Below are 21,979 nucleotides of genomic sequence, written 5' to 3' on the forward strand. Positions count from 1 at the left end.
AAGAAAGGACGCCCAGTATGCTGACCATTGTCGCCGACATGCGCGAGCAGCGCTGCGGAATCTGCCGCGATCTCGCCTCTCGAGAAGATGTTTCTCTGTCCTACCGAGACCTTGAAGCAGCCGACTTCATCGTCGGCGAAGGCGTTGGCGTCGAGCGCAAGGAAGCGGTTGATTTCGTCAACAGTCTCATTCGCGACAAGCGCCTGTTTGAACAAGTGCGCTACCTCAAGTCTTCCTTCGACCGGGCGATCATCATGATTGAGGGTGACATCTTTGCTACCCGCTCCAAAATTCACCCCAATGCCCTGGTAGGGGCTTTAAGCTACCTGGTTGCGCTTGAGAATATCCAGATTATCCCCGTGCCCTCAGTTCGCCACAGCGCGCAAATGATCTACACCCTGGCCAAGCATCTTCAGACAGGCCTTGGTTATGAAATCCCTTTGCGTGGCGCAAAACCCAAGGCCCCAGATACTGCCTGCCAGTTCCTGCTTGAAGGCCTTCCCGGGGTCGGGCCATTGGCCGCGGCACGTCTGCTTGAGCACTTCGGGTCTCCCCGAGAGGTTTTCGCCGCAACACAGAAGGATCTGACAGAAGTCTCAGGCCTTGGCAAAAAAACAGCCGAGCGCATCTCTCTTGTTTTGGATCATAAAAAAGAGAGCTAAAGAAAGGAACTAATCTATGCCAAAAACCCAGACCTGGCACATCGCCTGGATGTTTCCCACCGACGTTGGAGGCGTGGGATATGCGGACAAAACCCTCACTGTCCAGGGCGGACTAACTGCTCTGGCAATTACCGACCTTCGCGAAAAACTGGCCGAAGAAAGCGGACGATCATCCGATCAAATCAACATCATCAACCTGACCAGAATTGAAAATGTCCCCTGCGGGCTCGTACCTGCCGATGACTGCAGATCCGATCAGTGTCTGCGATGCGACCTGGCTTATAAGCAGTAGTACAAGGCAAGCTCTGCACAGCCTATCAAGATTTAAGGCGCAGCCGGCCATTCTTTGCAAGACGGGCCGGCTGCGCCACCCCCAAGCTCCACAGCTCAGACCACCACAGAGCCCCATCCTTTAAAGTCCGGCGGGGTTTACAGTCTGTATCTGACTCAGAACCATCCAACCACCAAACCCAACAGATATCCGCCGCCACACGCCCCAGACAACAGCCCCGGGAGATAAAGAACCTCCCAGCAGTCAGGGAACCGTCTCATCAAGACATCCTGATAAACATCCAGTCCTTTACATACAACCTGAAATAAATTCTGCATCTTTTCTCTCCTTTGTTATTGAAAGGGACCCATTCCCCGCTTCTAAATAAACATTCTCCGGGGTGTGAACATTTTCAGAAAATATTTTTGAAAAAATGAAAAGGGTAGAAGGTTAAATAAAAAAGGTTGACTTTTTATATTATTTATTGCATAGTGACCCTTGTAAACAAAGGAGGCAGTTATGATCTATCCAGTACCGAATACCGTTATCGAGGGAGATGGGTTCTACATCAGCTACAACAACCATGACCACGCCATTTACGGCTGTGACACGACTGCGTTGGTTTTCGGGCAGATGCAGGCCTTCTACATCCTCAACGGCGACCATCGCGCCGGTTATGCCGCTGTGATGAGTGATGGATACGACGCCTGCCTGTCGTATTTTTTGGCCCGGCCCGAGAAAATAAACAAGTTTAGCGACAAGGTTCCTGAAGCCGCGCTGCCTAAGTAAAGGAAAAAGAGTCCCTATGCCGAGCATATCTCGCAAACTCGCACCCCCAATCGCCGCGCGCTTTCGCGTCATCGACCCCAACGGGCAAGAGCGCTCCTGCCGGGTCACCGGCTACTACAAGCAAACCCGGAGGCCGACCGATATGGACTGGGTGACGCCAGCTTTTATGGGGGCCGAAGATCACGGCCAGGATCATGTGTTGCTGATCCACTGCTGCCGCAAGGAGGCTGAGTTCGTCTCGGGTTCAGACACAGCCTCGGTCGTAAAAGTATAGAAATCTCAACAACCCTTAACCCCCGAAAGAAAGGAGCGCGCGCATGAGTCGACCCATAATCGTTTGCAGCAAAACCCTCAAACAAAGTCTGTTGTCGCACCTCGACACTCTTGATGGCGAAACGATCGCAAAAATCTACAACGAAATCTCCCCGCACCAGGCGACCTACCGGGGCGATGATCTGTGGGAGGTAACTCCCGCAACTTCGTGTTGAAATGGCTGTTGGAGTTTTCAATTCGACTTTGCTGGGAGGCTACACACCTGTTTGCTCAGAATGTGGAGTCCATCTTTGCTGGGATATCAGCTGGGATGAATATCGCGAAGCTCAAAAGTTTTGGGATAACTGGCGCTGCCGAGACTGCAATCCTGATTACGAAGGAGCGCTCAAGCTTTTTATGAAAGAAAAAGGAGAAAAAGATTGATTCATAGCATAGGTAAGGCGATTGGTATGGTGGTGATGATTGGTTGCGCTCTGGCCTTGATTTTCGTCATGTTTGGAGTGTTCTTTCCCGGCGACCAAGAACCCTTCTTCTCCAGGGAGTACGATGCTTCGGAAGTATGGTCTACAGATTCATCCGGCCTAAACAAATACCGCGAGGAAACGGTTTGTCTGGATAGAACTCAATATCTTTTCATCGGAAGTGGTTACCAGATGGGGATAACCCCGGATTACCTGACCAATAAAAAGGTAAGAAGCTGCGAAGAAAAAAAGTGGCCCCAAGGTGTTAAAGCTATGAATTTTTCCCGGATTTGCAGGGACGCAATTCTTTACTACCAGTTTTCAAAAAGCCGGGGCCTGGCCCTGACAGTCGCTGTCGATCAAAATGGGGTTCCTCGTAGCTGTAATGAAAACTGATGTTCCCTTATCGCAAAAAGACGGTTATAGATCACATTTATTTGCCTTTTAAGTTGCTTCTTGACCATTTAAAAATGTTACTTAACGCGAATTGGTAGAATTCGCGTTGGATCATGTACGCTGTTTTGGTGCAAACCCTTTAGAATTTGGGTGTCCAAAATCCATGATTGATTCCCTTTATGTGTCCCCGAACTTAAAAACGGAACAAGTGATTGAAATAGGCTATTCTTCGAGCTAAAACAGGAGCACAATATGAATATAACCTTCGGTTTGAACACCGCCCCGCCGACCCAAGCCGCCATTGACCAGGAACGCGAACACCTCACCGATACCACCTCCAAGATGAAGCTGTGGGCGCGGCTGTTCTCCGTGATCGTCATCGTTCTCAGCGCCCTGATTCTCTTGTGGCTCTACAGCAGCAGCTTGCTGACGGGAGAACAGGTCGCAGTCGCAATCGCAGTCGCAATCGTAGGCGTAGTCGCAATCGCAGTCGCAATCGCAGTCGTAGGCGCAGTCACAGGCACAGCCGCAGTCGCAATCGTAGGCGTAGTCGCAGCCGCAGTCGCAGCCGTAGCCGCAGTCGCAGTCGCAGCCGTAGGCGCAGCCGCAGTCGCAGGCGCAGTCGCAGCCGCAGTCGCAGTCGCAGTCGCAGTCGCAGTTGCCGCCGCCTGGTTTGGTGATCGCCTGACGAAAATTCAGAGGGACCTCCGGCAACTCATCCCCCTCGATGCCCCGGAAAACAAGCACCGCTGCGTGGCCGCCTTCGCCGCCTGCGAGCAGGACAGTCTGTGCCGAGATTACGCTGCGGCCGTTGCGCGGCAAGGCCGGCCCCTGGTCCTGGCCGAAGCTGACCTGATCGAGACCTGGATAGCGAACACTAGCGTTCGGGCCAGCGAGGAAGAGAAGGCCCGATTGCAGGAGGTCGCCTGCGTCAAGCTTCGGAAAATGCACGAACTGGAGGGCGAAGGGTGAGTTGCGCCGGTCATCAAGGCTGGACCAACACTCATTGAAAAAATCGAAGCAGGAGATTTTTAGCCTATTTCAATCACAGAATCCGGATAGCCTAGAATTTAAGAATTCATCTGACAAAGAGATATCGCTCGGACAGTGCTGACTTCTTGAGCAAAGGTTTGACATCCAGGCAGAACATCTAGGCAGAAGGATCATGAGTCTTTGTTTGAAACCTCTTGTCTGATCAGGAGTTTATGTCTTGAGCTTTTTTATTCTTCTCTATCTTTTTTCTGGATTCACAACGGCAATGCTTGTGATGGGAAAAATTTGGCAACACGGCCGAATCGGGGATCTTCTCGCCCAGCATTCAAGGGAACTGGCTTCGCTTAAAGAGGAATATCCTGAGAAATTTAACGCTGTTGTTGAGTTTTTTGTAGCTCTGATCTTGATTTTTCTTTGGCCGTTTATGGTGGCAGAACTTTTATCCCGAAAATAACACTTTGGCCCAAAAAGGACCTCGATACGACGCCCCAGATGCGCACGGTTCCGGTATGTAGACAATATCCCTTCTCGTCTTTGAAAAATTGTAATCTCTGACTTCAAATCTATAAAAATCCCTCCCGGGAACCTCCTTTAAATAAAGCAGAAAAACCGCCCTTTTTAAACGGTAGCCCCGGACCAATACACGATATCCTTGCCTCAAAATATCCACTCTCACAGCGACCAGAAAGGAAGTAGTGCCTATGTTCAAGTATGAAGCGGTTCTTCTCGACCGTGCCGGCCAGCAGATCTCCACGATGCCCGCACCCACTTTACGCAAAGCAACCACGGTGGCCCAATACCTGATCAGTCCCCGCTATGCAGAAGAGCACCAAACCTGCCACACCGAATTAGGCACTCATAAGGTCGAAGTAAGACAGACAAAGAACCAGAAGTGCGTATGGGAAAAGACTCTGCACTGATGTCTAAGTGGGACTCAGTATTTACGGTGGTTTTGTATAGAATTGTTATTTAGAAAAATTGCCTTTTTATATAGCGTGATGTAAAATAGCCCTGCATCTCAAACAAAGGAGTGGGGCATGAAAAAAACAAGGCAGGACGTGATTGATTTTCTGCGAACATTTTGGCTGGGGCACAGATCCAGCTCGTTTCGGCGGGGCAACTATCTCTTTGCTCTTTGCGAAAACGGGCAGGGCCATTTTCTGGTCTGGGGCGACAGGCCGGGGGCTTCGGTGCTGACCCGTGAGGTTTTCGGGGAGATCGTCCGAGAAGCGAGAGCGCTGGGCGTTGCACGCCCATACCATATCTACGCCTCACGCCGCCTGTATTTTGGCCCGGGAATCAAGTTTCATCACATTCCTCACGCTGTTTTGCGCAAGGTCGCATAAGGGAAGGAAAAGGCATGGTCAAGCTCGATTGTCCGTATTGCGGCAAACAGTCACACCTGACCTCATCCAGAGAGGTTTACGGCGGCAGGGACTATGGTCCGATCTACCTTTGCCGACCCTGCGATGCGTATGTGGGGTGTCACCCGGGAACCACCGACCCGCTTGGGCGCCTGGCAGACAAAGATCTGCGCAAGTGGAAGAAAAAGGCCCACGACGCCTTCGACCCCCTCTGGAAAGAGAAAGCCCGGCGAGAAGAGTGCGGCAATGGCCGCGCCAGGCGCGCTGGATACAGATGGCTTGCAGACCAACTGGGCATTGCTTTCGATGAATGCCATATCGGCATGTTCGATATTGAGACCTGTCAGCGTGTGACGAAGATCTGCTCGGAATCCACCTCCATTTAAGCGTGAAGAAACACGGAACCAATCACCTGAGAAAGGATTTAGACATGAAACACACCGAATGTATCTGCCACAACTGCTGCAACGTCAAGCTCGCTTCGGCCGGGATGATGTATGGCTGCGGCTGTGAGACGGCCGGCCCGGTCTACGATGCCGAGGCCTGTGGCGAATGTCCCCAGAAGTCGGGGTGTGACGTGCCGAAAAACCCTGAACTCTACCAATTCACACCGTAAAGCCCCGTCACTTCAGGGCCGGGAGGATGTCAACAGAAATGACCCACGCAGAACTTATCCAGATAGCCGAGCGGTGGCTTTTGGGCTCAAAAGGCTGCTCATTCGCCTTCACGGAACTTAAAGCCATCACCCATAGTGGCGAAATTCCCGATGCCATCGGGTGGAAGAGCGACTACACGATCCTGGTCGAATGCAAGGCCACGCGGGCGGATTTTTTGTCGGACAAAAACAAGAAATTCCGAAAGAATCCACATCTCGGAATGGGAACTTTTCGCTTCTACCTTTGCCCGCAAGGCGTGATTGAGCCGCAAGATCTGCCGGAAAAATGGGGGCTGGTTATTGTCGGCAAAAAAGGCAAGCCGCGTCAGGTCGTTGGGCCGAATGGAAATTGCTGGTCAAGAAATTCCGCCTTCTGCCATCAACAAAAAAACCTCCGAAGCGAAACCCAGATGATGGCCTCCGCATTGCGCAGGCTTCATCTTCGTGGCGTGCTGCCCCTGATCTATGACAACCCTTTTGACTCAACCGAAGAGAGAAGCGCTGCATCCAGATAATTTCCCGGTCGAAACAAGACAAAGAAAATACGCCGCAATCACAAAAAAGGAGGAAACCACCATGAAGGCCAACAAAAACGCCGCAGACGATGCTGCCAACCCAAATCCTTCTCCCAGGCGCACCCAAGGCCCCAGTATAGCAATTCCGGACTGGCAGGTCGTAGAAAAGATCTCTGAAGACTGCTTCTACGAGGTCGACCAACATACCGGCAGAAAACGCAAGATCGAAAAAAGCCGCTGCTGCTGCGGACAGCCGGTCCTAATTGAAAGGGAGGGCAACCTCGGGCGAGGCGACGGAAAACGTGTGTTCTACCCAGATGAACCCGATCTCGGCTGGGATGCTTTTCGTTGCAAATCATGCCATGCCCCCGTATCGGAGTCAGTGCCGGGAGCCGAATACGAAAAATAAATTCCTAAATCGTTTTAAAAAAGATTGACTTTTTATTTAAAAAAGAGTATTGTATTCTTATGAGCATTAAGGAAGATATCGGCTTCTGCTGGCAAACCAAAACCAGAGACACGCTTGAGCAGGAGTATCAAATCTACCGCGAGCAGGCAGACAACGGACAGGGGCTCGACATTGCCACCGGAGAGCCGCTGCTAAGTTTTGATGAGTGGCTTGCTCGATAACGTTCAAAGAAAAGCTAAAGGTTTATTCGCAGCGTTTTCAAAAAAACAGGAGGCCAAACATCTTGACACAAACAATCACTCCAGCAAATCTCCGCAGGGCATACGATCTGAGCACCGGCAATATTACGGAAAAAGATGATAGCTGCCTTCGTTTTGCTTCAACCTGTCTTAACGGGCTTCCTTTTCGCGTTGAAGCCTATGAATACGGCTATTATCTGACGCACCGTAAAACCCGGTCAGTTCACGGCCGGGATATAAGGTGCCGGGCCGTCAGGCCCGTTGGTTCTCGATGTATTGACGGATAACACCCAGGGGCGCGCCGCCGCAGGACGCCGCGAAATAGGACGGCGACCAGAGCCCGCCCTTCCAGTAGTGCTGTTCGATCTCCGGGTGCCGCTTCCGCAGCAACCGCGAGGAGACCCCCTTCAGGCTGTTCACCAGTTTCGAGACGGGGACCGTGGGCGGATAGTTCACCAGCAGATGAACGTGATCCTTCTCCCCGTCCGTTTCGATCAGCTCCGCGCCGAAGTCGGCGCAGACGTTGGAGAAGACCTCCCGCATGGTGTCGTAATGAGACGGCGAGAAGATGCCGCGCCGGTATCTCGTGACAAAGACCAAATGCACATGAAGCTGAAAAACACAGCTTCTTCCATGTCGTAACTCGGTTGATGTATTCATAGACCAATGATATAATGATGTCCATGGCACGTCAAGCGTTCAAATATAAGCTCTATCACGCCGACCGGAACCGGCGTCTGGATCGGCAGCGGCGTATCGCCGGGCAGATATGGAACCACTGTATCGCCCTGCACAAACGGTATTACCGCCGCTACCGGAAGCATTTGAACCAGAAACGGCTCAAGTCCAGGATCGCCTATCTCCGCAATCACCTCCGCCCGGAATGGAAGAATCTGGGTTCCCAGGCGGTTCAGGACGTGATCGAACGGATCGAGCGGGGCTACGAACTGTTCTTCAAGGCGTACCGGCTGCGGAAAGAAAAGAAGTCGAAACGGGTGGTGCGGCCGCCGTCTTTCCGCAAAAGCGTCAAGTACCGCTCCTTCACGTTGAAGCAGGCCGGGTGGAAGCTGATCTCTCCCGGCAAGGTGAAAGTTGGTGGATGCGTCTATCGCTTTCACCAATCCCGCGCTATCGAGGGTAAGGTCAAGACCGTGACCATTGGCCGAGACAGCGTGGGTGATTTCTGGATCACCTTTTCCGTCGAGACGGAAGATGCCGCTCCGATCAAAGCCGCGACAGGTCGAACTGCGGGCTTCGATTTCGGGCTGAAGAGGTTTCTTACCGGCTCCGACGAAACGACGGTCGAGATGCCCGAGCCGCTGAAATCGGAACTCAAGCGGGTTAAAAAAGCAAACCAGCGGCTATCCCGGAAACTGAAAAAGAGCGGCGGACGCAAAAAAGCCCGACTGTCCCTGGCGCGACTGCATCGGCAAATCGCCGACCGGCGGCGGGAATTTCACCATCAAACCGCCCGCGCCCTGTCCCGGAAATACGATGTGATCTGCATCGAGGATCTGAACCTGACCGGCATGAAATCCCTTTGGGGCCGGAAGGCCTCAGATCTGGGTTTTGCCCAGTTCGTCGACATTCTCGCCCATCATTGCCGGAAAAACGGCAGTCGGTTGGTCAAGATCGACCGTTTCTTCCCGAGCAGCAAGACCTGTTCAGTCTGCGGGCATGTCCACCGGGAGCTGTCGCTTCGGGACCGGACCTGGGAATGCCCGTCGTGCGGATCGCATCACGACCGGGACAAAAACGCTGCTATCAACATCGAGCGGGAAGGCCTGCGCCTGATCGCTCACCAGGCGGGGCATCGCCTGGAAGGGGAGGCCGCGTAAGACCAGCCTCGCAAGAGGCCGGCGGCAGCCGTTGATCCTTGGAATCCCGGTCTGTTCACGGCCGGGAGGATGTCAAGTGACCCTGATTCAGGATTTCGATGAGTTTCTGGCCTCAGACAAAAAGCAAATCAAACAGGAAGGATTCTCGCAGGAATTTATCGCAATTCTTGAAAAAGCCGCCTACAACAAGATCAGCCTGATTATCCTGGATCGCGACGGCAACCTCGACCCGGACCTTCCGAGCTTTTGCTGGTAGGAGTTTCCCAAGATGCCTGAAGCAGACAAAAAACCCCGGGAATGCACAGACGGCGATTGGCCGTGCGAAATGTCAGGCCACCTCTGTCACCTTGAGGCCGAAAACTACCGGTTGAAAAGCCTGCTGGCCGACTTGCGAGAGTGGGACGAGAAGCAGTGGACCGAACACAGGCGCCGCGGCATCCCGCCAGAAATAAGAAAAAGAATCCACCAGCTCTTGTAAAGACAGGGAGAACCTTTTGGAGACCCCCAAAAAAATCAAAACAAACGATCATGTCCCACTTTCGGTTATCAAGGCGTTCGCCGCGCAAAAAGGACTGACCCTGATTGTCTCTCCCGAAGACTCGGGCTTTCCTGACCCTTACGCCTTTCTGACTTCCCGGGACGGCAAAACAGAAATCAAATTGGTCCGAGAAACCGATGACGCAGATCCTGTGTATCGGCGTTCTCCTTTTTTCCATAAGAATGATAAATACGCTCGGCTTGCCGCAGAATTTAACCGCTGCGGCTGCGAGAATCCACACGCCAACACGCTCGAGGCTAAAGTCATTGACGTTGATTTTCAAAGGGCTGAGTATGAATGGCACACATCGAGAATGATCTATTACCTCTCGCCCTGCTCGAAGTGCAATAAAGACGTGCTTCACGCAACCACTTTTTGCGACTATCGCACCAAAGGGGTCACTCTCGCACAAAAAGCCGCCGCCTCGCTTCGAGTGTTCCGAAAAGATCCTTCGGGCCGTGTTGATGGTTTTGAAAAAATTCTCGATCTCTATTGTCGCTACACTGGAGTCCAACTTGGACTCGATATCTTTGAAAACACCACGAGTAAGCCAAAACCTTCGACTCCAAGAACCACTTTTACCGTCAACAACCCCTTTGGGGTCTGGTTCTGACCAGCGACTTTCTGCGGAGGTAAGATGGGACTTGATGAACGAATGAAGGCAGCCGGGATGATGCCGGTCTCCGAAATGCTGGAGAAAGACCCCCTGGGCAAATTCGCCGCCCATGCAGGTGTGACAGACCTCGAATCGTTCGAGCAATGGATCCAGCAGCGCCGAGCTGAGTTTTTGCGAATGCAGGCACAGATGACGCTCGATGGAGAAGAAAAAGACGAAATGTTTGAATGGGTGGTGGCTCACAACGCCGTACTGGCAGAGGTGATCGCGAACTTCCGGCAAGCAACGGGTCGAACCCCTTAGCTCTTAATTCTACAGGAAAGATTATGAAAGTTACTCAAAAAAATGGACAAGTCGTGTTGACCACTCCGGAGCGCGATGAGTTCGGAAAATCCTATTTTTGTGACCGGACCCTGGAGCTTAACACCGCGCGCCGGATCAGGGATGAACTTAACGCAGCAATCAAGGTTTGTGAATCAATGGCTGGGTTTGAAAATGGGGTGCATGTCGGAACTGATTAAGCCGGCCAAGGTGAAAATGAATAACTGCGCTATGCGGCCACAACCTGTTGTTATGCACGGAGGTTTCCAATGAACGGAGTTGTTGTCTTTCTAGCTTTCTTCCTTCTATTCAGTATTGCAGATGGCTATTGGTACAGGCAGGCGGTAAAGAAATTTGGATCACAATGGAAACTATGGCCGGGAAGTGGGTACTTTCTCCGGTGGAAATATCGCCGCTACTGGAAAAGTGCACAACGATGGAAATAACCGGCTGGCGCAGTTTGCCAGTCCGCGTTGATTGATGGGTTAGACTCTAAATCGGAGATGGGCCGTTAGGCCCATAGGGGGCAAATGTATACAGAAGAGGTAGCTGAGATTTTCGCAAGAGGATATATGGCCGGTTGCAAAGATAGTAACGCCAAAGAAAAAGCGATTGAACTGGCAATCGTGTATGCGAAACCGCGCAATGATGGTGAGGAAGTTGTTATTCGTATGCAGCTGGAGAAGATCCTATAAGACATTACCACGGCACGCCAATAGGCCGGAACTAAAAGGAAGATTGGCTTAGAAAATATGACAGAGACCTGGAAACCGCTTCGCGGCAAATGGGGACAGCGCTACGAGATTTCGGAGAGTGGACAAATCCGTAACATCGATACCGGACGCCGCTTGAAACTCTATCGGCAACGCCTAAAGGGTGCAGAGAAGGACGCTGTACGGGTCATTGTCACGCTCGCGCTTAACAACGAGCGAAAGACGTTCCATGTCTCGCGCCTGGTGTACGAAACTTTCAAGGATGTGGACCTGAAGCCTTTACAGACGGTTGGCTTTCTCGATGGAGACAGCACCAATCTGCATTGGTCGAATCTGTTTATCGAAAAACAAAGAGAGCCCGAGCCGGAACAAGCTGTGGCGGTCGGAAAGATTTCTGCCGAGTACGAGCAAGCGGCCCGCAAAGGCGTGAGCATCACGGACTTCGCTCGGCAGCATGGATTGTCGGATCAAGCCATGCTGCGGCTGATCGGAGCTTTGGCCTGGAATGCGCTGCGGGAAGAAAAAGGGTTGGAGCCAGAAAGCATTCCTGCCCCTCGTGTGCGGCCTAACCGACGAAAATAAAAAGGACAGTGTTTTGCACAAAACAATTCATGCCCTGACATTCACCCTGTTTCTTTTCCTCTTTTTGACCTCAAGCCTTTATGCCTTCACCGCACAGGTGGTCAAGGTCTCAGACGGTGACACCATCACCGTTTTGACCGAAGACAAAAAAGAGGCTCGGATCCGCTTTTACGGAGTTGATACACCTGAGAGGGGACAGGCATTTGGGCGTGTTGCCACAGAGCACTTAAAAACCCTTCTGACTCCCACGGTCGAAATAGAGGTCCTTGACCAGGATCGCTATGGGCGCCTCGTCGGGCTGGTTTATAATTCTGCCGGCACAAATCTCAATCAGCAGATGGTCGCCGACGGCTACGCCTGGGTCTACACCCGCTATTGCTCAAAAAGCTTTTGTTCCGATTGGAAACAATTGCAAAATGAAGCAAGATCCGCGGCAAGCGGTCTCTGGAGGGACCGAGACCCGGTGCCGCCGTGGCAATGGCGTCAAGGCAAAAGATCTTCGTCGCATCCAGACAAGGAATTGTCGGCCCCCTTTAGCGGCAATACAGAAAGCCAGGTTGCTCATCGCGAAAGTTGCCGCCACTACGACTGCAAGCACTGCTCTGTGGAATTTCAAACCGCGGCGGAAGCAAAAAACGCGGGATTTCGGTTGTGTCGGATGTGCAATTAACGTCAGTTATCAAAGCGCACCGTAAAACCCCGTCACTTCAGGACGGGGATATAAGGTGCTGACCGGGGACCGGGCATGAACGTCTCTTGCTTTTTAGGCGAACCGTGAGAACATCGAGCCATGCTGATACGAAAAGCCTACAAATTTGCACTGAACGTCTCTGCCGGACAGCAACACCAGATGTTGCGTTTTGCCGGGACGTGCCGCTACGTCTGGAATCGGATGCTGGCGTTGCAAAAACAGAGGCTTGATAGCGGAGAACCATACTGCGCTACAGCAAGGCGGCCTCTCTATTGCCTCAGTGGAAAAAGGAGCATCCTTGGCTTAAGACGCAAGCCCACTCCCAGGCATTGCAGCAAACCCTCAAATCGCTGGATCGTGCTTTGATGGACGCTTTCGACCGAAGCAATCCAAAGCAGTTCCCGCGCTTCAAGAAGAAAGGTGTTCATAACGCCTTCCGCTTTCCGCAGGGGATCAAGCTCGACCAGGGTAACAGCCGGATATTCCTGCCCAAGCTCGGCTGGCTGCGCTATCGCAACAGCCGGGAGATTCTGGGAGATGTAAAGAACGTCACCGTCTTACAGAGAGCCGGAAAGTGGTTCGTCAGTATTCAGACAGAACGAGAGGTTGCCGCTCCTATTCATCCGTCCGGCTCCACGGTCGGAATCGACATGGGAGTGGCCCGGTTCGCAACCCTGTCCGACGGCACAGCGATATCTGCGCAGAACAGCTTTCAAAAACACCAACGAGCGCTGCGTCTTGCGCAGCAGTCGCTTTCACGCAAAGTTAAACGCTCGAACAACTGGAAAAAGCAGAAACACAAAATTGCAAAAATCCACGCCCGGATCGCCGATGCGCGTAACGACTTTCTTCACAAAACCAGTACCGCAATCAGCAAAAACCACGCAGTTGTTGTACTGGAGGATCTGGCCGTGAAGAATATGTCCGCAGCAGCGAAAGGCACCGTGGAAAACCCCGGTCGGAACGTCCGGCAAAAAACCGGACTTAACCGATCAATTCTCGACCAGGGGTGGTACGAGCTTCGCCGGCAGCTCGAATACAAGCTGGCATGGGCAGGTGGAATGGTCATCGCCATACCGCCCCGCAACACAAGTCGCACATGTCCGCAATGCGGTCACGTTTGCGCCGACAACCGTAAGTCGCAAGCCGTTTTTCTCTGCGTCCGATGTGGACACGCAGGACATGCCGACTTGGTTGCGGCAATCAACATCAAAAGGGCAGGACATGCCCGGCTCGCCTGTGAAGTGAGTGGTGCAACAATGCCGCCAGCAGCAGGAACCCTCCGAAGCGACTCAGTGGCAGCTCAATGCTGTGCCTGAGCGCCGTAGGAATCCCGGTCTCTTTAGGGCCGGGAGGATGTCAACTGGAGGACGATATGACCCTGGATCATATCGCTGAAAAAGCGATTTCCATCAGACAACCCTGGGCGTGGCTGATCTTGAATGGCGGCAAGGACATTGAGAACCGCACATGGCCAACAAGATTTCGCGGGAAGGTGCTAATACATGCCGCAAAGGGAGTAACAAGGGATGAGTGGCGGGACGCCTGGAGCTGGGTGCGGCACGTTTGCCCAGAAGCATGGGAAAAAGGATGCCGAGAGATTAATGCGGGGACCATTGAGCGCGGAGGGATTATCGGAGTTGCCGAGGTCGTGGACAGCGTGACCCACTCGGATTCCAGATGGTTCGTCGGCCCGCACGGTTTCGTGCTACGCAATGTCGAACCTCTACCATTTTACCCGTGCAAGGGGGCGCTCGGCTTTTTCAAGCCAAAGCCTTAACATCCTCCCGGCCCTGAAGTGAGCGGAATTCCAAGGATCGACGGCGGCGGCCTGCCGATGGAGAGATGAACAGGGCCGAGCCCTTTACGGCGAAAGCTGGGATCCTGCCACGGATCGCTTTCTCCCCAAAAAACCGAAATCTTGCCTCCAATACCGGGTACACAGGCATCTCCATCGTCCAAACGCGACGCGGGCCCTGCGCCATCACTCAGTGGCGCACAGGCAAGCCGGGGCAGCGCCGCACCCGAAAGGCCTCTGCCTCCATCGCCAAACACGCGGAGAAAGAGGCTATCGAGAGAGTCTTGCGAGCCAGAGACGAAGCGATCATGCAGGACCAGCAGCCGCCCTGTCGCAAAGATGTCGCGCAGGCGGGTAAAAATTTGCCGGCCCTCGAAAAAACCGAGCAGGTCTGGTCATTCTGGGCTGGGTCCAAGCGCTACGATTTTTGCGAAGAAGACTACCAAAGTCTCGATGGGCAGCCGGCGCTTTTCTGGGCCTGGCTCGATACTGCAGGCAGCTTGGCTGAACTTGACATAGAAAATGGCGCGATTGCCACGTTCAACACCCTCATTTTTAAAAACCTCACCCTTGCACGGCAAATTTTTAAACTTGCCCTCAAATCACCGAGTCTCACCTAGACAGGGTGCAACCGCAAAATATCCTCCCGACTCACACCGCCCAATTTCCCCTGAATATTCTCCCGCGAAAACTTCATTAGGCTGTTAAATTAACTTCTTTTTCTGTAAAAAAAATTGACTTTTTATATAATTTATAGTAGATTGAATCAAACAAAGGGGGAGCCAGTGCAGATTGAAAACACAGAAAAGATCGACCTTTCACGTTACGTTAAACCGGGGTGCAGCTATCAACTCCCCGGCGATCCTCGAAAAGATCTCTATGTGGTGCCGGTTTCGGGCGGATTCAGCCAGCATGTCAATTTTGCTGAAAACCCTGTTCCCCCAAGTCGATTTCACCTATGTCTTTACAGACACCGAGGCCGAAGATCCGGAACTTTATGAATCACTAGAGCGTCTTGAAGATTTTTTAGGACAAAAAATCCACCGGGTCGTCTCAGAAAAGGGCGGCTTTTACGATCTGCTGGACCATTTCGGCAACTTTCTGCCATCAGGTCGTGCGCGCTGGTGTACCAAGGAACTTAAGCTCATTCCTTTTAAAAAATGGCTTAAAAAAATCCGTCCGCAGTCAAGCACTCAAAGTATTTACAGCTTCGTTGGCATCCGCGCTGACGAGCCGGCCCGCGAAGGCTTTGCCGCAAGCCAGGACTTTATTCACACCGAATTTCCTTTCCGGGCGCTGGGCATGGAGCGAGAGCAGGTCTTTGCCCTTTTGTCCGACACGATCGGCGTGCCACGCCTTTATCGCCACCGCACCCGCTCCGGTTGCTCCTTTTGTCCGTTTATGCGCCGCTCGGAACTTCTGGGCCTCTACCGCTGGAACCCCAAATCGTTTGCCAAGGGAGCTTCTTATGAGAAGCTCTGTGACGCCGACCGCAAGCGCTACCAGGACAGCTCCACGCCTGTCTGGAAAGAAATAGGTTGGGGTTTGAACTGGACCACTCTCCCGGTGCCAGAGCGAGTCGACGCCCGTTTTGCCGACAGCAGCCCCTCGATGCGTTGGGCAAGAAGAATCAATCAAACCGCGCTTAATGGCGAGATGAAGCGCCACATGCCGCCCCAGCCCGAAGAGGAAATGGTTGAAGTCTGGTTTGGCGCGGAGTTTTTTGTTGATGAGATGATGAGTGCAATGGATCCAAGCTCTCCCGGGATCTGGTGGCAGGAACCTATTACATTTTCCTCCTCACGCTCAGGACTGACCCGCCAGCTCAAGCTTCACTACGAGCACCGCCTGCGCACGCCAGAGGCCCACATGATGAGCCTGGAAGAAATGCGGCGCAATTTGCGCCTTGCCGTCTACCGCGTCGAGATTCCAGCCCGCCTGGTCGACCTGGACACGCCGAGCAGGGCAGGGGAGAAGGACCAGGATTCAAGCTACACATGGAACAGCAACTTTGCCTTCTCCCAAATCAAGCAGGTTTACAACTGGGTACTTCGCACACTGCATGTCGCAGGGCTTTGCCAGCAGCTGCGCGAATTCTGGAACGCCCCTGAAGAAGGGTGGGAGGCTCAGAGGCGACAGAATCTGATTGAAGCGCTGGAGAAAATCACTGATCCGGTAGGAACGCTCACGGGGATGGATCTCTTTGACCCGCCTGTGGCTTGCGAGTCGCAACCGGACACGATTGATGCTTCCGTTTATCCGGAACAACAGCAGATGTCTTTGACTATCTGAAAGGATCGCTTTTTATGTCCGAGCTCAATGCAAATATCTTCTACACCGATTTTGAAGCTGCTCCAGAAGTGGGGGCACTGGTCAACACAAAGGCGCTTGCCGTCTATGCCCATAAAAACGGTCTGGAGCAAGTCTGTTTTGAGGCAAATTCAGAACAGATGCAAATGCCCCATATCCTGCTTGAAGCTGCGGGAGTCAAGCAATACTACCGATTTGCCCCCAAAGCTTCGACTGAGAAGCAGTCAGTCTATGTTCGGCTCGATGAAATCGAGGGGCTTAAGCTTAAAACAGCTCGCATGATGTGGAAACACAATCAATGCAAGTGCAAGGATGCGCCCATAAGCCTTGAGGAAGAAATTCTGCTCGATGCCGATTTTGAACACCCGGAGATAGACACCCATCGCTATCTCTGGCTGGGCTACCCTTGCGAGGCCTGCGGCAAGAAAAAGGTGCATGCCGCCTTGTTTTGCCCCGCCGGCGCCTGCCTCGGACTCGAAGACCTGATAGAAAGAGCCCTTTTTCATCAAAAGGCCAGTCGGCAAGAAGTCAAAATGAAGCTTCGTGACCTTTTGGCCTGGCACACCTCCTGGCAGCCTCCGGAGAAGATTTTGTCTTCGATCGTTTTGCCCCAAAGCCCCTTTGTGTGGTTTTAATTTTTACACGAAAGCGAGAAATTCGATGGGTAAAAAAGAACGCCAGCGCTGGCAACAAAACGACCAGGCGGTTGAGTTGTTGAAAAAAGACGGTCCGCTAAGCGAGGCGGAAAAAGAACTGATTCGCCGCTGCTACAGCGGCTACGGAGGACTTTATGAAACCTTCGGGCAGTTTTTCACACCTCCTGAAGTCGTCTCCTTCGTCCATCAACTTCTTGGTCTCGATACGACAACAACACCTCTTGACGTTCTCGAACCCTCGGCCGGCGCAGGGGCTTTTCTCGAAGGCCTTTCGTCTTCATGCAGGGTAACCGCTTATGAGATGATGGCCGAAGCAGCCCGCGTGGCTCAAATTCTGCATCCGCAAGCGACCGTGCATCGAACCGATACGCTGGAGCACCTGGCCGATATCGAGGGAAATTTCGATGTTGTGATTGGCAACCCGCCATTTTGCAAACTTCACGACCCCTTGCGGTATGAAGGATTTACAATTTCAAAGGATAAAGCCAGAAAGGCTGCAGAACACTACTTTGTTGAGTTGGCCGTGCGCGCACTGCGCCCCGGCGGGATGCTGGCTATGGTTTTGCCGGAAGGAATTTTATCCAACAGCGCCACTTCTGCACTGCGTGCCTGGGTTCTCGATCACTGTTGGCTGCGCGCTGTCGTGAGCCTTCCTCCAGAGACCTTTGTTAAAAGCGGCACAACCGTAAAGACCTCGGTTGTCGTTTTTCAAAAGAAAGTCGAAGGAGTTGACCCCGGCGACTATCAGATTTTTATGGCAATAGCAGAGAGCCTTGGATGGGACTCCAGGGGACGCGAGAATAAAGCCAACGACCTCGAGGAGATTCTTCAAACCTACCGGCTTCACCATGCCGACCAAAGTCCTTTGAACCTGTTGGGCGCAGGCACGCCGCCCTGCACGTCTCAGCAAGACCATCAAGCTATCCCTGGAGAGCAACTGCTTTTAGCAATCTAGTAAAATAACGACTCAAAGCGGAGGTTAAAAATGCGTTGGCAAACCCTATCTATCAAAACGCCGGAAGATACCTTGCGGCCCGATCAGGCCCGAAAGATTCTTGCGGCCCAGACCGGCACCGATCTGCCCCCGCAGATTCTTCACTACAAAAAAGACCTGCACCCTGCCTCTGGCCTCTCCCCCTTTCGCTTCGGCGCGCGGCGCGGCACAGTCTTGCTGCATGCCGTGGGCAATCAGGCGTGCGCGCAGCTAAGACCAAGCAGCGAGATGATCATCGCCGCTTTTGAATCCCACTACGGCCGCGCCATCGACAGCCAGATCACAAACGGGGTCTTCAACAAAAACCGGGGGCATCTGAAAAAATTCTGCATCCCCTACCTGATCCTGCAGCAGCACCCCAATGTCTACAAGCGCATCAAAGATGACCTGCAAACCCCTGAGTGTCCCAAGGCGACAGCGTTGGCCGAGCAGAAAATCCGCGAGGGCATTGTGCGCCAGTACGAGGACATGGGGATGTATCTTGAAGATCACGAATATGCACTCTACGAGGTCAAAATCCGCGGCAACGATCACGGCCGATTTGTTCCTATCGCTATCAAACCGGGCGTATTCGGGCTTGCGGCGCGCAACGTGGAGTTTTTCTCGGATCTCAGCTTTACCGGCCCCTGGCATGTGGGTCACCTGGTAAGTCGCGGCTATGGTCTGATCCTGCCAGCCAAAGGAGGCAAGCGTGCTGTTTAATCCAACTGAGTTTGCCTGCAAGGCCCTGGGCCTGGAACCGCAGGGCGAGCCCTGGGGTAAAAATCACCCGGTCAGCTGCACCTACTGTGGCAGAACCATTGAATTTGGAGATTTAAGCCTTAAAAAGGTGATCGGAAGCAATTTTCTTGACGCCCATGAATTAACGGCCCCCGGGACCAATGTCTGCTGCGGCTGGTGTGCCCCCTGTAAATCCAAATCGTTTCTGGCCCGCTTGGGTGCAGCAGTCATTACCGAAGAGGGCGCCTATAGCATTCTTTCTGATGCCAACCGCACCTGGTTTCTGCTCACACCGCCCAAGCCGCCTTTCATGGTCTTTGCCCGCTCCATCGAGAATGCTCAACATCTGGTGTGGCGCACTCCCATGACCTATGATATCGAAGCCATTCAGCTTCGCTTCGGGCCGCACCTCTTTGTCATCCGGCATAGTGTTTTGCTCAAAAGCATCAAGGTCTGTGAGCGCATGGGCAAAAAAATCACTGCGTATAAACAGGACAAGGCTGGAGCCAAGAAAAATTCCGGATTTCGGCACCGTCACCCCTTCGCTTCCCTGGACCGCATGGGCAAGGGCGCCAAAAGCGGCGTTTTCCTCCCCCACGTCCAGGATCTCTGCCATAGCGACCCGCAGTTTGCCGAAGACGCAGCCTTTATTCGCAAATTAAGCGACGGAGAACTGTGGGGGCTGGCCACACTGATGAAACAAAAACCTGAAGAACCGATAAAGCCGCAACCAGTTTCGCTCAAATAACCAAAAAACACATCGAAAGGAAATCAAGGCATGGCAAAGGCACTAAAAAACATTGTAATCCACGGAGAGATCACCCTTCTGACCGGTATGACGGTCGCAAGTACCGAAGACACCTGGACCGATGGCAAGCGAATCTTCTCGGTCAAACCGCCAAGTCAGGTCGCACCCTGCACCTCAACGCAGAAATACGGCATCGTAGAAACGCTGCCCGACGATCAGGGCGAGATGCGCACACAGATTACGCGCGTACCTATTTTCCCGGCAAACGGCCTGCGAGGGCAGCTGCGGCGTGCAGCGGCCGACATGATCGCCAGCCATCTGGTCCGAAAAGGAGAAAAACTTGATCTGAGAGCCTTCCACATCCTGAACTGCGGCGCATCAACCGGCAGCCCCGAAGGCGTCGTCCCTCCGGTCTCCATGGTGCAGGAGTGGGCCGCGCATCCCTACTTCGGTCTTTATGGCGGCGGGCCCTTTCTGATGTCCTCCGGCTTTCGGATCGATACCATGTGGATGAAATGTCGCCCAACCGTTGAAATAGGGATGGTCGCTCCGGACAGCGACGCATTGACCCTTGAGCCCTGGCAGGCGACCCAGGTGGTTATGTTCAAGCGCGTCGATGACGTTATTCAGTTTCGCAATCCCTTTGCCGAAAATCTGATTCTTGACTATGAAGAATCTGTCAACGCCTGGCTTAAACACCGCGAAGGCGCCGGCGAGGCGCGCAAGAAAGCCAAAGAAGAAAACAGCGGCGAGAAAATCCAGGCCAAAATCGATAGCTGGAGCTTTTTTGAGATGGTTCTTCCCGGCGCGCGCTTTGATTTCAATACCACAATCCACTCACCCTTGGCCAATCAAGGACATGTGGGCCTGCTTGTAAAATCCCTTGAATCCCTGATCAACAAACAGGCTCTGGGCGGCTGGTCACGCAACGGATTTGGGCGCTTTGCCGCAAACCTGGATTTTGTCGGCGAGGACGTAGACGGCAAGCGGGTCCAGGGTAGACTGATTCATTTTGACCCCACCACGCGCCAGCACATTCTGGGGGACCACGACGCCCTCAATGAAAGCATTGCAGCATGGCAAGACAGGCTGGAAGATATACAGGCCAAGGAGATCGAGCGTTTGTGCTTTTTGAGCAAAAAAGGAACGTCCTGATGGATGCGCTCAAGATTAGCTGGGAGCTAAAAACCCCCATCGTCCTGAAAGGGGACATGCCTTTGATGCTTGACTCTCTGCTGGCCTGGTGCGCTGTGCAAAAAGACCATAGAGAAAACGGTATAGGCGAATCCCCCTGGGCAGCCCAGGAGCGCCTGCCTCTGGGGCAGGTTTCCGGAATCTGGCAGGCCAGCCAGTTGCACTTTGAGTTTATAAGCGAAAGGCTGCCCTTTACAATGACTCGGCGCCACGAACTGGATCCTTTTGCCAAAGTGCTTCAACCTGGCGCTAAGGGGTTTGAAAAAGGCATTCCTGAAGACCTTCTCCGGAAATCCTGGCTCTGCCAACAGAAAAAGGACACCTTTGAGGCCTCCAGTGGCCCTTATCGTGCTTTTTTGTTGCACCAGAAGTATCGCTGGGTTGAAAAAGCCCAAGCCTGGTGTGTCGGCGACAAAGACTCGGTGGAGGAGCTTCTGCAGGAATTGACCCACCTCGGGAGTCTGACTCGCAACGGATTTGGTGCCGTAAAAAGCACAACCGTTGAACTGGCCAGCGAAGATCAAAAGGAGAACTGGCGTATTCGCCCTTTGCCCGTCGAAGCAGGACTGGAAAAGCCGGGAATAACTTACGCCATGGCCATGCAGTCAGTCAGACCTCCCTACTGGGACCGCACCCAGTATCAAAAGGTGCTGGTTCCAATCCTGCCCTTCTAGCGCGAGCGGTGTGGTGAAGAAAAAAGAACGGGCAGCTCTCGAACAAGATAATTGGTGAAACTTAAAGGCGTTTTGTATTTCTTGCATTTTTCAGAAAAAAGCCGGAGATCTTTCTGGACAAAGCTTCCAACCCTCTCGAAAAACAAAGGCTTAATGCCTATTAGGTGGGGGTAAACAAGAGGACAGTTGTAATAAGCTGTAAAGTGTTGCGGCTTTGGAAACCTGGCCGCAGGCATCAAGCCCGAAAAACAGTGGGTCGTTGTAATAAGCTGTAAAGTGTTGCGGCTTTGGAAACGAGCCCCTCACAGGACAAGGGCGCCAGATCATGCATAGATGTTGTAATAAGCTGTAAAGTGTTGCGGCTTTGGAAACAGCAAGAATTCTTGGTTAATGTGAGGCGCGTAGATTCAGGTTGTAATAAGCTGTAAAGTGTTGCGGCTTTGGAAACCATACTTGGCGTCGCCGAAATAGTCATGTATCGCATGTTGTAATAAGCTGTAAAGTATTGTGGCTTTGGAAACAGATGTTTACCTTTAAATAAGGGCGAAAAACGACCTTT

Annotated in this window: 35 protein-coding genes, 1 pseudogene and 1 CRISPR repeat array (1 of these 37 cut by a window edge); of the genes and pseudogenes, 34 read left to right on the forward strand and 2 right to left on the reverse strand. The window is 52.8% G+C overall.

Going from position 1 to position 21,979, the window contains the following annotated elements:
* Positions 1–17 precede the first annotated feature (17 nt).
* The 7 genes from GSUB_RS17075 to GSUB_RS17100 all read left to right on the forward strand — a co-directional run bounded on the left by GSUB_RS17075 (position 18) and on the right by GSUB_RS17100 (position 2,852).
* Positions 18–662 (forward strand): ERCC4 domain-containing protein, encoded by a 645-nt coding sequence (locus GSUB_RS17075; RefSeq protein ID WP_052465122.1) that lies wholly within the window; start codon positions 18–20, stop codon positions 660–662.
* Positions 663–678: 16 nt separating this feature from the next.
* Positions 679–954: a hypothetical protein gene (locus GSUB_RS17080; protein ID WP_040202835.1), complete on the forward strand. Its 276-nt coding sequence runs from the start codon at positions 679–681 to the stop codon at positions 952–954.
* 498 nt (positions 955–1,452) lie between these two features.
* On the forward strand, positions 1,453–1,722 hold the full coding sequence (locus GSUB_RS17085; RefSeq protein ID WP_040202837.1) for a hypothetical protein: 270 nt from the start codon (positions 1,453–1,455) through the stop codon (positions 1,720–1,722).
* Positions 1,723–1,738: 16 nt separating this feature from the next.
* Entirely contained in the window at positions 1,739–1,996 is a 258-nt protein-coding gene (locus GSUB_RS17090; RefSeq protein ID WP_040202838.1) for a hypothetical protein, read from the forward strand.
* Positions 1,997–2,039: 43 nt separating this feature from the next.
* Positions 2,040–2,210: a hypothetical protein gene (locus GSUB_RS19505; protein WP_158414133.1), complete on the forward strand. Its 171-nt coding sequence runs from the start codon at positions 2,040–2,042 to the stop codon at positions 2,208–2,210.
* Between the two features lies 1 nt (position 2,211).
* The gene (locus GSUB_RS17095) at positions 2,212–2,418 is read left to right on the forward strand and encodes a hypothetical protein (RefSeq protein WP_040202839.1); all 207 of its coding nucleotides are present in this window, start codon (positions 2,212–2,214) and stop codon (positions 2,416–2,418) included.
* A complete protein-coding gene (locus GSUB_RS17100; RefSeq protein ID WP_040202840.1) occupies positions 2,415–2,852 on the forward strand; it encodes a hypothetical protein in 438 nt (145 codons plus the stop codon). The genes GSUB_RS17095 and GSUB_RS17100 overlap by 4 nt, the downstream gene beginning before the upstream one ends.
* A 234-nt stretch (positions 2,853–3,086) precedes the next feature.
* On the opposite strand, the gene GSUB_RS19680 is transcribed toward GSUB_RS17100, so the two are convergent.
* Positions 3,087–3,674: a hypothetical protein gene (locus tag GSUB_RS19680; protein ID WP_200890203.1), complete on the reverse strand. Its 588-nt coding sequence runs from the start codon at positions 3,672–3,674 to the stop codon at positions 3,087–3,089.
* A 388-nt stretch (positions 3,675–4,062) separates the two neighbouring features.
* Here GSUB_RS19680 and GSUB_RS17110 point away from each other — a divergent pair, with 388 nt between their 5' ends.
* From GSUB_RS17110 to GSUB_RS19510, 8 genes are all read left to right on the forward strand, one after another.
* Complete coding sequence (locus tag GSUB_RS17110; protein WP_040202842.1) at positions 4,063–4,299, forward strand: hypothetical protein; 237 nt, start codon at positions 4,063–4,065, stop codon at positions 4,297–4,299.
* Between the two features lie 247 nt (positions 4,300–4,546).
* Positions 4,547–4,765: a hypothetical protein gene (locus GSUB_RS17115; RefSeq protein WP_040202843.1), complete on the forward strand. Its 219-nt coding sequence runs from the start codon at positions 4,547–4,549 to the stop codon at positions 4,763–4,765.
* Positions 4,766–4,882: 117 nt separating this feature from the next.
* Positions 4,883–5,191 carry a hypothetical protein gene (locus GSUB_RS17120; protein WP_040202845.1) on the forward strand — a complete coding sequence of 103 codons (309 nt, stop codon included), beginning with the start codon at positions 4,883–4,885 and terminating at the stop codon, positions 5,189–5,191.
* Positions 5,192–5,205: 14 nt separating this feature from the next.
* Positions 5,206–5,595 carry a zinc-finger-containing protein gene (locus tag GSUB_RS17125; protein ID WP_040202847.1) on the forward strand — a complete coding sequence of 130 codons (390 nt, stop codon included), beginning with the start codon at positions 5,206–5,208 and terminating at the stop codon, positions 5,593–5,595.
* A 44-nt stretch (positions 5,596–5,639) separates the two neighbouring features.
* Positions 5,640–5,825: a hypothetical protein gene (locus GSUB_RS17130; protein ID WP_040202848.1), complete on the forward strand. Its 186-nt coding sequence runs from the start codon at positions 5,640–5,642 to the stop codon at positions 5,823–5,825.
* 38 nt (positions 5,826–5,863) lie between these two features.
* Entirely contained in the window at positions 5,864–6,379 is a 516-nt protein-coding gene (locus GSUB_RS17135; protein WP_052465123.1) for a hypothetical protein, read from the forward strand.
* A gap of 61 nt (positions 6,380–6,440) precedes the next feature.
* Positions 6,441–6,788, forward strand: a complete 348-nt coding sequence (locus GSUB_RS17140) for a hypothetical protein (RefSeq protein ID WP_040202851.1) — start codon at positions 6,441–6,443, stop codon at positions 6,786–6,788.
* A 59-nt stretch (positions 6,789–6,847) separates the two neighbouring features.
* Positions 6,848–7,009, forward strand: coding sequence for a hypothetical protein (locus GSUB_RS19510; RefSeq protein ID WP_158414134.1), 162 nt, complete (start codon positions 6,848–6,850; stop codon positions 7,007–7,009).
* A gap of 270 nt (positions 7,010–7,279) precedes the next feature.
* Here the strand turns inward: GSUB_RS19510 and tnpA are convergent, their stop codons facing one another.
* Positions 7,280–7,687: an IS200/IS605 family transposase gene (tnpA, locus tag GSUB_RS17145; RefSeq protein ID WP_040202852.1), complete on the reverse strand. Its 408-nt coding sequence runs from the start codon at positions 7,685–7,687 to the stop codon at positions 7,280–7,282.
* A gap of 23 nt (positions 7,688–7,710) precedes the next feature.
* On the opposite strand from tnpA, the gene GSUB_RS17150 reads away from it, so the two are divergent.
* The 19 genes and pseudogenes from GSUB_RS17150 (at position 7,711) to csf3 (ending at position 21,420) form a co-directional block, all read left to right on the forward strand.
* Positions 7,711–8,865, forward strand: coding sequence for an RNA-guided endonuclease InsQ/TnpB family protein (locus GSUB_RS17150; RefSeq protein WP_040203019.1), 1,155 nt, complete (start codon positions 7,711–7,713; stop codon positions 8,863–8,865).
* Positions 8,866–8,941: 76 nt separating this feature from the next.
* Positions 8,942–9,121: a DUF5983 family protein gene (locus GSUB_RS17155; RefSeq protein WP_040202853.1), complete on the forward strand. Its 180-nt coding sequence runs from the start codon at positions 8,942–8,944 to the stop codon at positions 9,119–9,121.
* Between the two features lie 12 nt (positions 9,122–9,133).
* Positions 9,134–9,343: a hypothetical protein gene (locus GSUB_RS17160; protein WP_040202854.1), complete on the forward strand. Its 210-nt coding sequence runs from the start codon at positions 9,134–9,136 to the stop codon at positions 9,341–9,343.
* Between the two features lie 16 nt (positions 9,344–9,359).
* Positions 9,360–10,016 (forward strand): hypothetical protein, encoded by a 657-nt coding sequence (locus GSUB_RS17165; protein ID WP_040202856.1) that lies wholly within the window; start codon positions 9,360–9,362, stop codon positions 10,014–10,016.
* Between the two features lie 24 nt (positions 10,017–10,040).
* Positions 10,041–10,322 carry a hypothetical protein gene (locus tag GSUB_RS17170; protein ID WP_040202858.1) on the forward strand — a complete coding sequence of 94 codons (282 nt, stop codon included), beginning with the start codon at positions 10,041–10,043 and terminating at the stop codon, positions 10,320–10,322.
* Positions 10,323–10,345: 23 nt separating this feature from the next.
* Positions 10,346–10,540, forward strand: a complete 195-nt coding sequence (locus GSUB_RS17175; protein WP_040202859.1) for a hypothetical protein — start codon at positions 10,346–10,348, stop codon at positions 10,538–10,540.
* A gap of 330 nt (positions 10,541–10,870) precedes the next feature.
* A complete protein-coding gene (locus tag GSUB_RS19515) occupies positions 10,871–11,035 on the forward strand; it encodes a hypothetical protein (RefSeq protein WP_158414135.1) in 165 nt (54 codons plus the stop codon).
* 57 nt (positions 11,036–11,092) lie between these two features.
* Positions 11,093–11,635, forward strand: a complete 543-nt coding sequence (locus GSUB_RS19270) for an NUMOD4 domain-containing protein (RefSeq protein ID WP_040202860.1) — start codon at positions 11,093–11,095, stop codon at positions 11,633–11,635.
* A gap of 13 nt (positions 11,636–11,648) precedes the next feature.
* Positions 11,649–12,305 carry a thermonuclease family protein gene (locus GSUB_RS17185; RefSeq protein WP_052465124.1) on the forward strand — a complete coding sequence of 219 codons (657 nt, stop codon included), beginning with the start codon at positions 11,649–11,651 and terminating at the stop codon, positions 12,303–12,305.
* 120 nt (positions 12,306–12,425) lie between these two features.
* A pseudogene (locus GSUB_RS17190) lies at positions 12,426–13,645 on the forward strand (RNA-guided endonuclease InsQ/TnpB family protein).
* A gap of 56 nt (positions 13,646–13,701) precedes the next feature.
* The gene (locus tag GSUB_RS17195) at positions 13,702–14,106 is read left to right on the forward strand and encodes an ASCH domain-containing protein (RefSeq protein ID WP_040202862.1); all 405 of its coding nucleotides are present in this window, start codon (positions 13,702–13,704) and stop codon (positions 14,104–14,106) included.
* Between the two features lie 326 nt (positions 14,107–14,432).
* The gene (locus GSUB_RS19275) at positions 14,433–14,744 is read left to right on the forward strand and encodes a hypothetical protein (RefSeq protein WP_144402111.1); all 312 of its coding nucleotides are present in this window, start codon (positions 14,433–14,435) and stop codon (positions 14,742–14,744) included.
* Positions 14,745–15,003: 259 nt separating this feature from the next.
* On the forward strand, positions 15,004–16,416 hold the full coding sequence (locus tag GSUB_RS18355) for an adenine nucleotide alpha hydrolase family protein (RefSeq protein WP_144402112.1): 1,413 nt from the start codon (positions 15,004–15,006) through the stop codon (positions 16,414–16,416).
* A gap of 14 nt (positions 16,417–16,430) precedes the next feature.
* Positions 16,431–17,069 carry a hypothetical protein gene (locus GSUB_RS17210; RefSeq protein ID WP_040202865.1) on the forward strand — a complete coding sequence of 213 codons (639 nt, stop codon included), beginning with the start codon at positions 16,431–16,433 and terminating at the stop codon, positions 17,067–17,069.
* A 25-nt stretch (positions 17,070–17,094) separates the two neighbouring features.
* On the forward strand, positions 17,095–18,045 hold the full coding sequence (locus GSUB_RS17215) for an HsdM family class I SAM-dependent methyltransferase (protein ID WP_040202866.1): 951 nt from the start codon (positions 17,095–17,097) through the stop codon (positions 18,043–18,045).
* 30 nt (positions 18,046–18,075) lie between these two features.
* Entirely contained in the window at positions 18,076–18,786 is a 711-nt protein-coding gene (gene csf5 / locus GSUB_RS17220) for a type IV CRISPR-associated endonuclease Csf5 (protein WP_040202867.1), read from the forward strand.
* Positions 18,776–19,552, forward strand: a complete 777-nt coding sequence (gene csf1, locus GSUB_RS17225) for a type IV CRISPR-associated protein Csf1 (protein WP_040202868.1) — start codon at positions 18,776–18,778, stop codon at positions 19,550–19,552. The genes csf5 and csf1 overlap by 11 nt, the downstream gene beginning before the upstream one ends.
* A 30-nt stretch (positions 19,553–19,582) precedes the next feature.
* The gene (gene csf2 / locus GSUB_RS17230; protein ID WP_040202870.1) at positions 19,583–20,707 is read left to right on the forward strand and encodes a type IV CRISPR-associated protein Csf2; all 1,125 of its coding nucleotides are present in this window, start codon (positions 19,583–19,585) and stop codon (positions 20,705–20,707) included.
* The gene (csf3, locus tag GSUB_RS17235; RefSeq protein ID WP_040202872.1) at positions 20,707–21,420 is read left to right on the forward strand and encodes a type IV CRISPR-associated protein Csf3; all 714 of its coding nucleotides are present in this window, start codon (positions 20,707–20,709) and stop codon (positions 21,418–21,420) included. Before csf2 ends, csf3 begins: the two co-directional genes overlap by 1 nt.
* Before the next feature lie 185 nt (positions 21,421–21,605).
* Positions 21,606–21,979: a CRISPR direct-repeat array (repeat unit 37 nt; unit sequence GTTGTAATAAGCTGTAAAGTGTTGCGGCTTTGGAAAC); it runs 483 nt beyond the window's last position.

It is taken from the genome of Geoalkalibacter subterraneus (assembly GCF_000827125.1).
Lineage (GTDB): Bacteria > Desulfobacterota > Desulfuromonadia > Desulfuromonadales > Geoalkalibacteraceae > Geoalkalibacter_A > Geoalkalibacter_A subterraneus.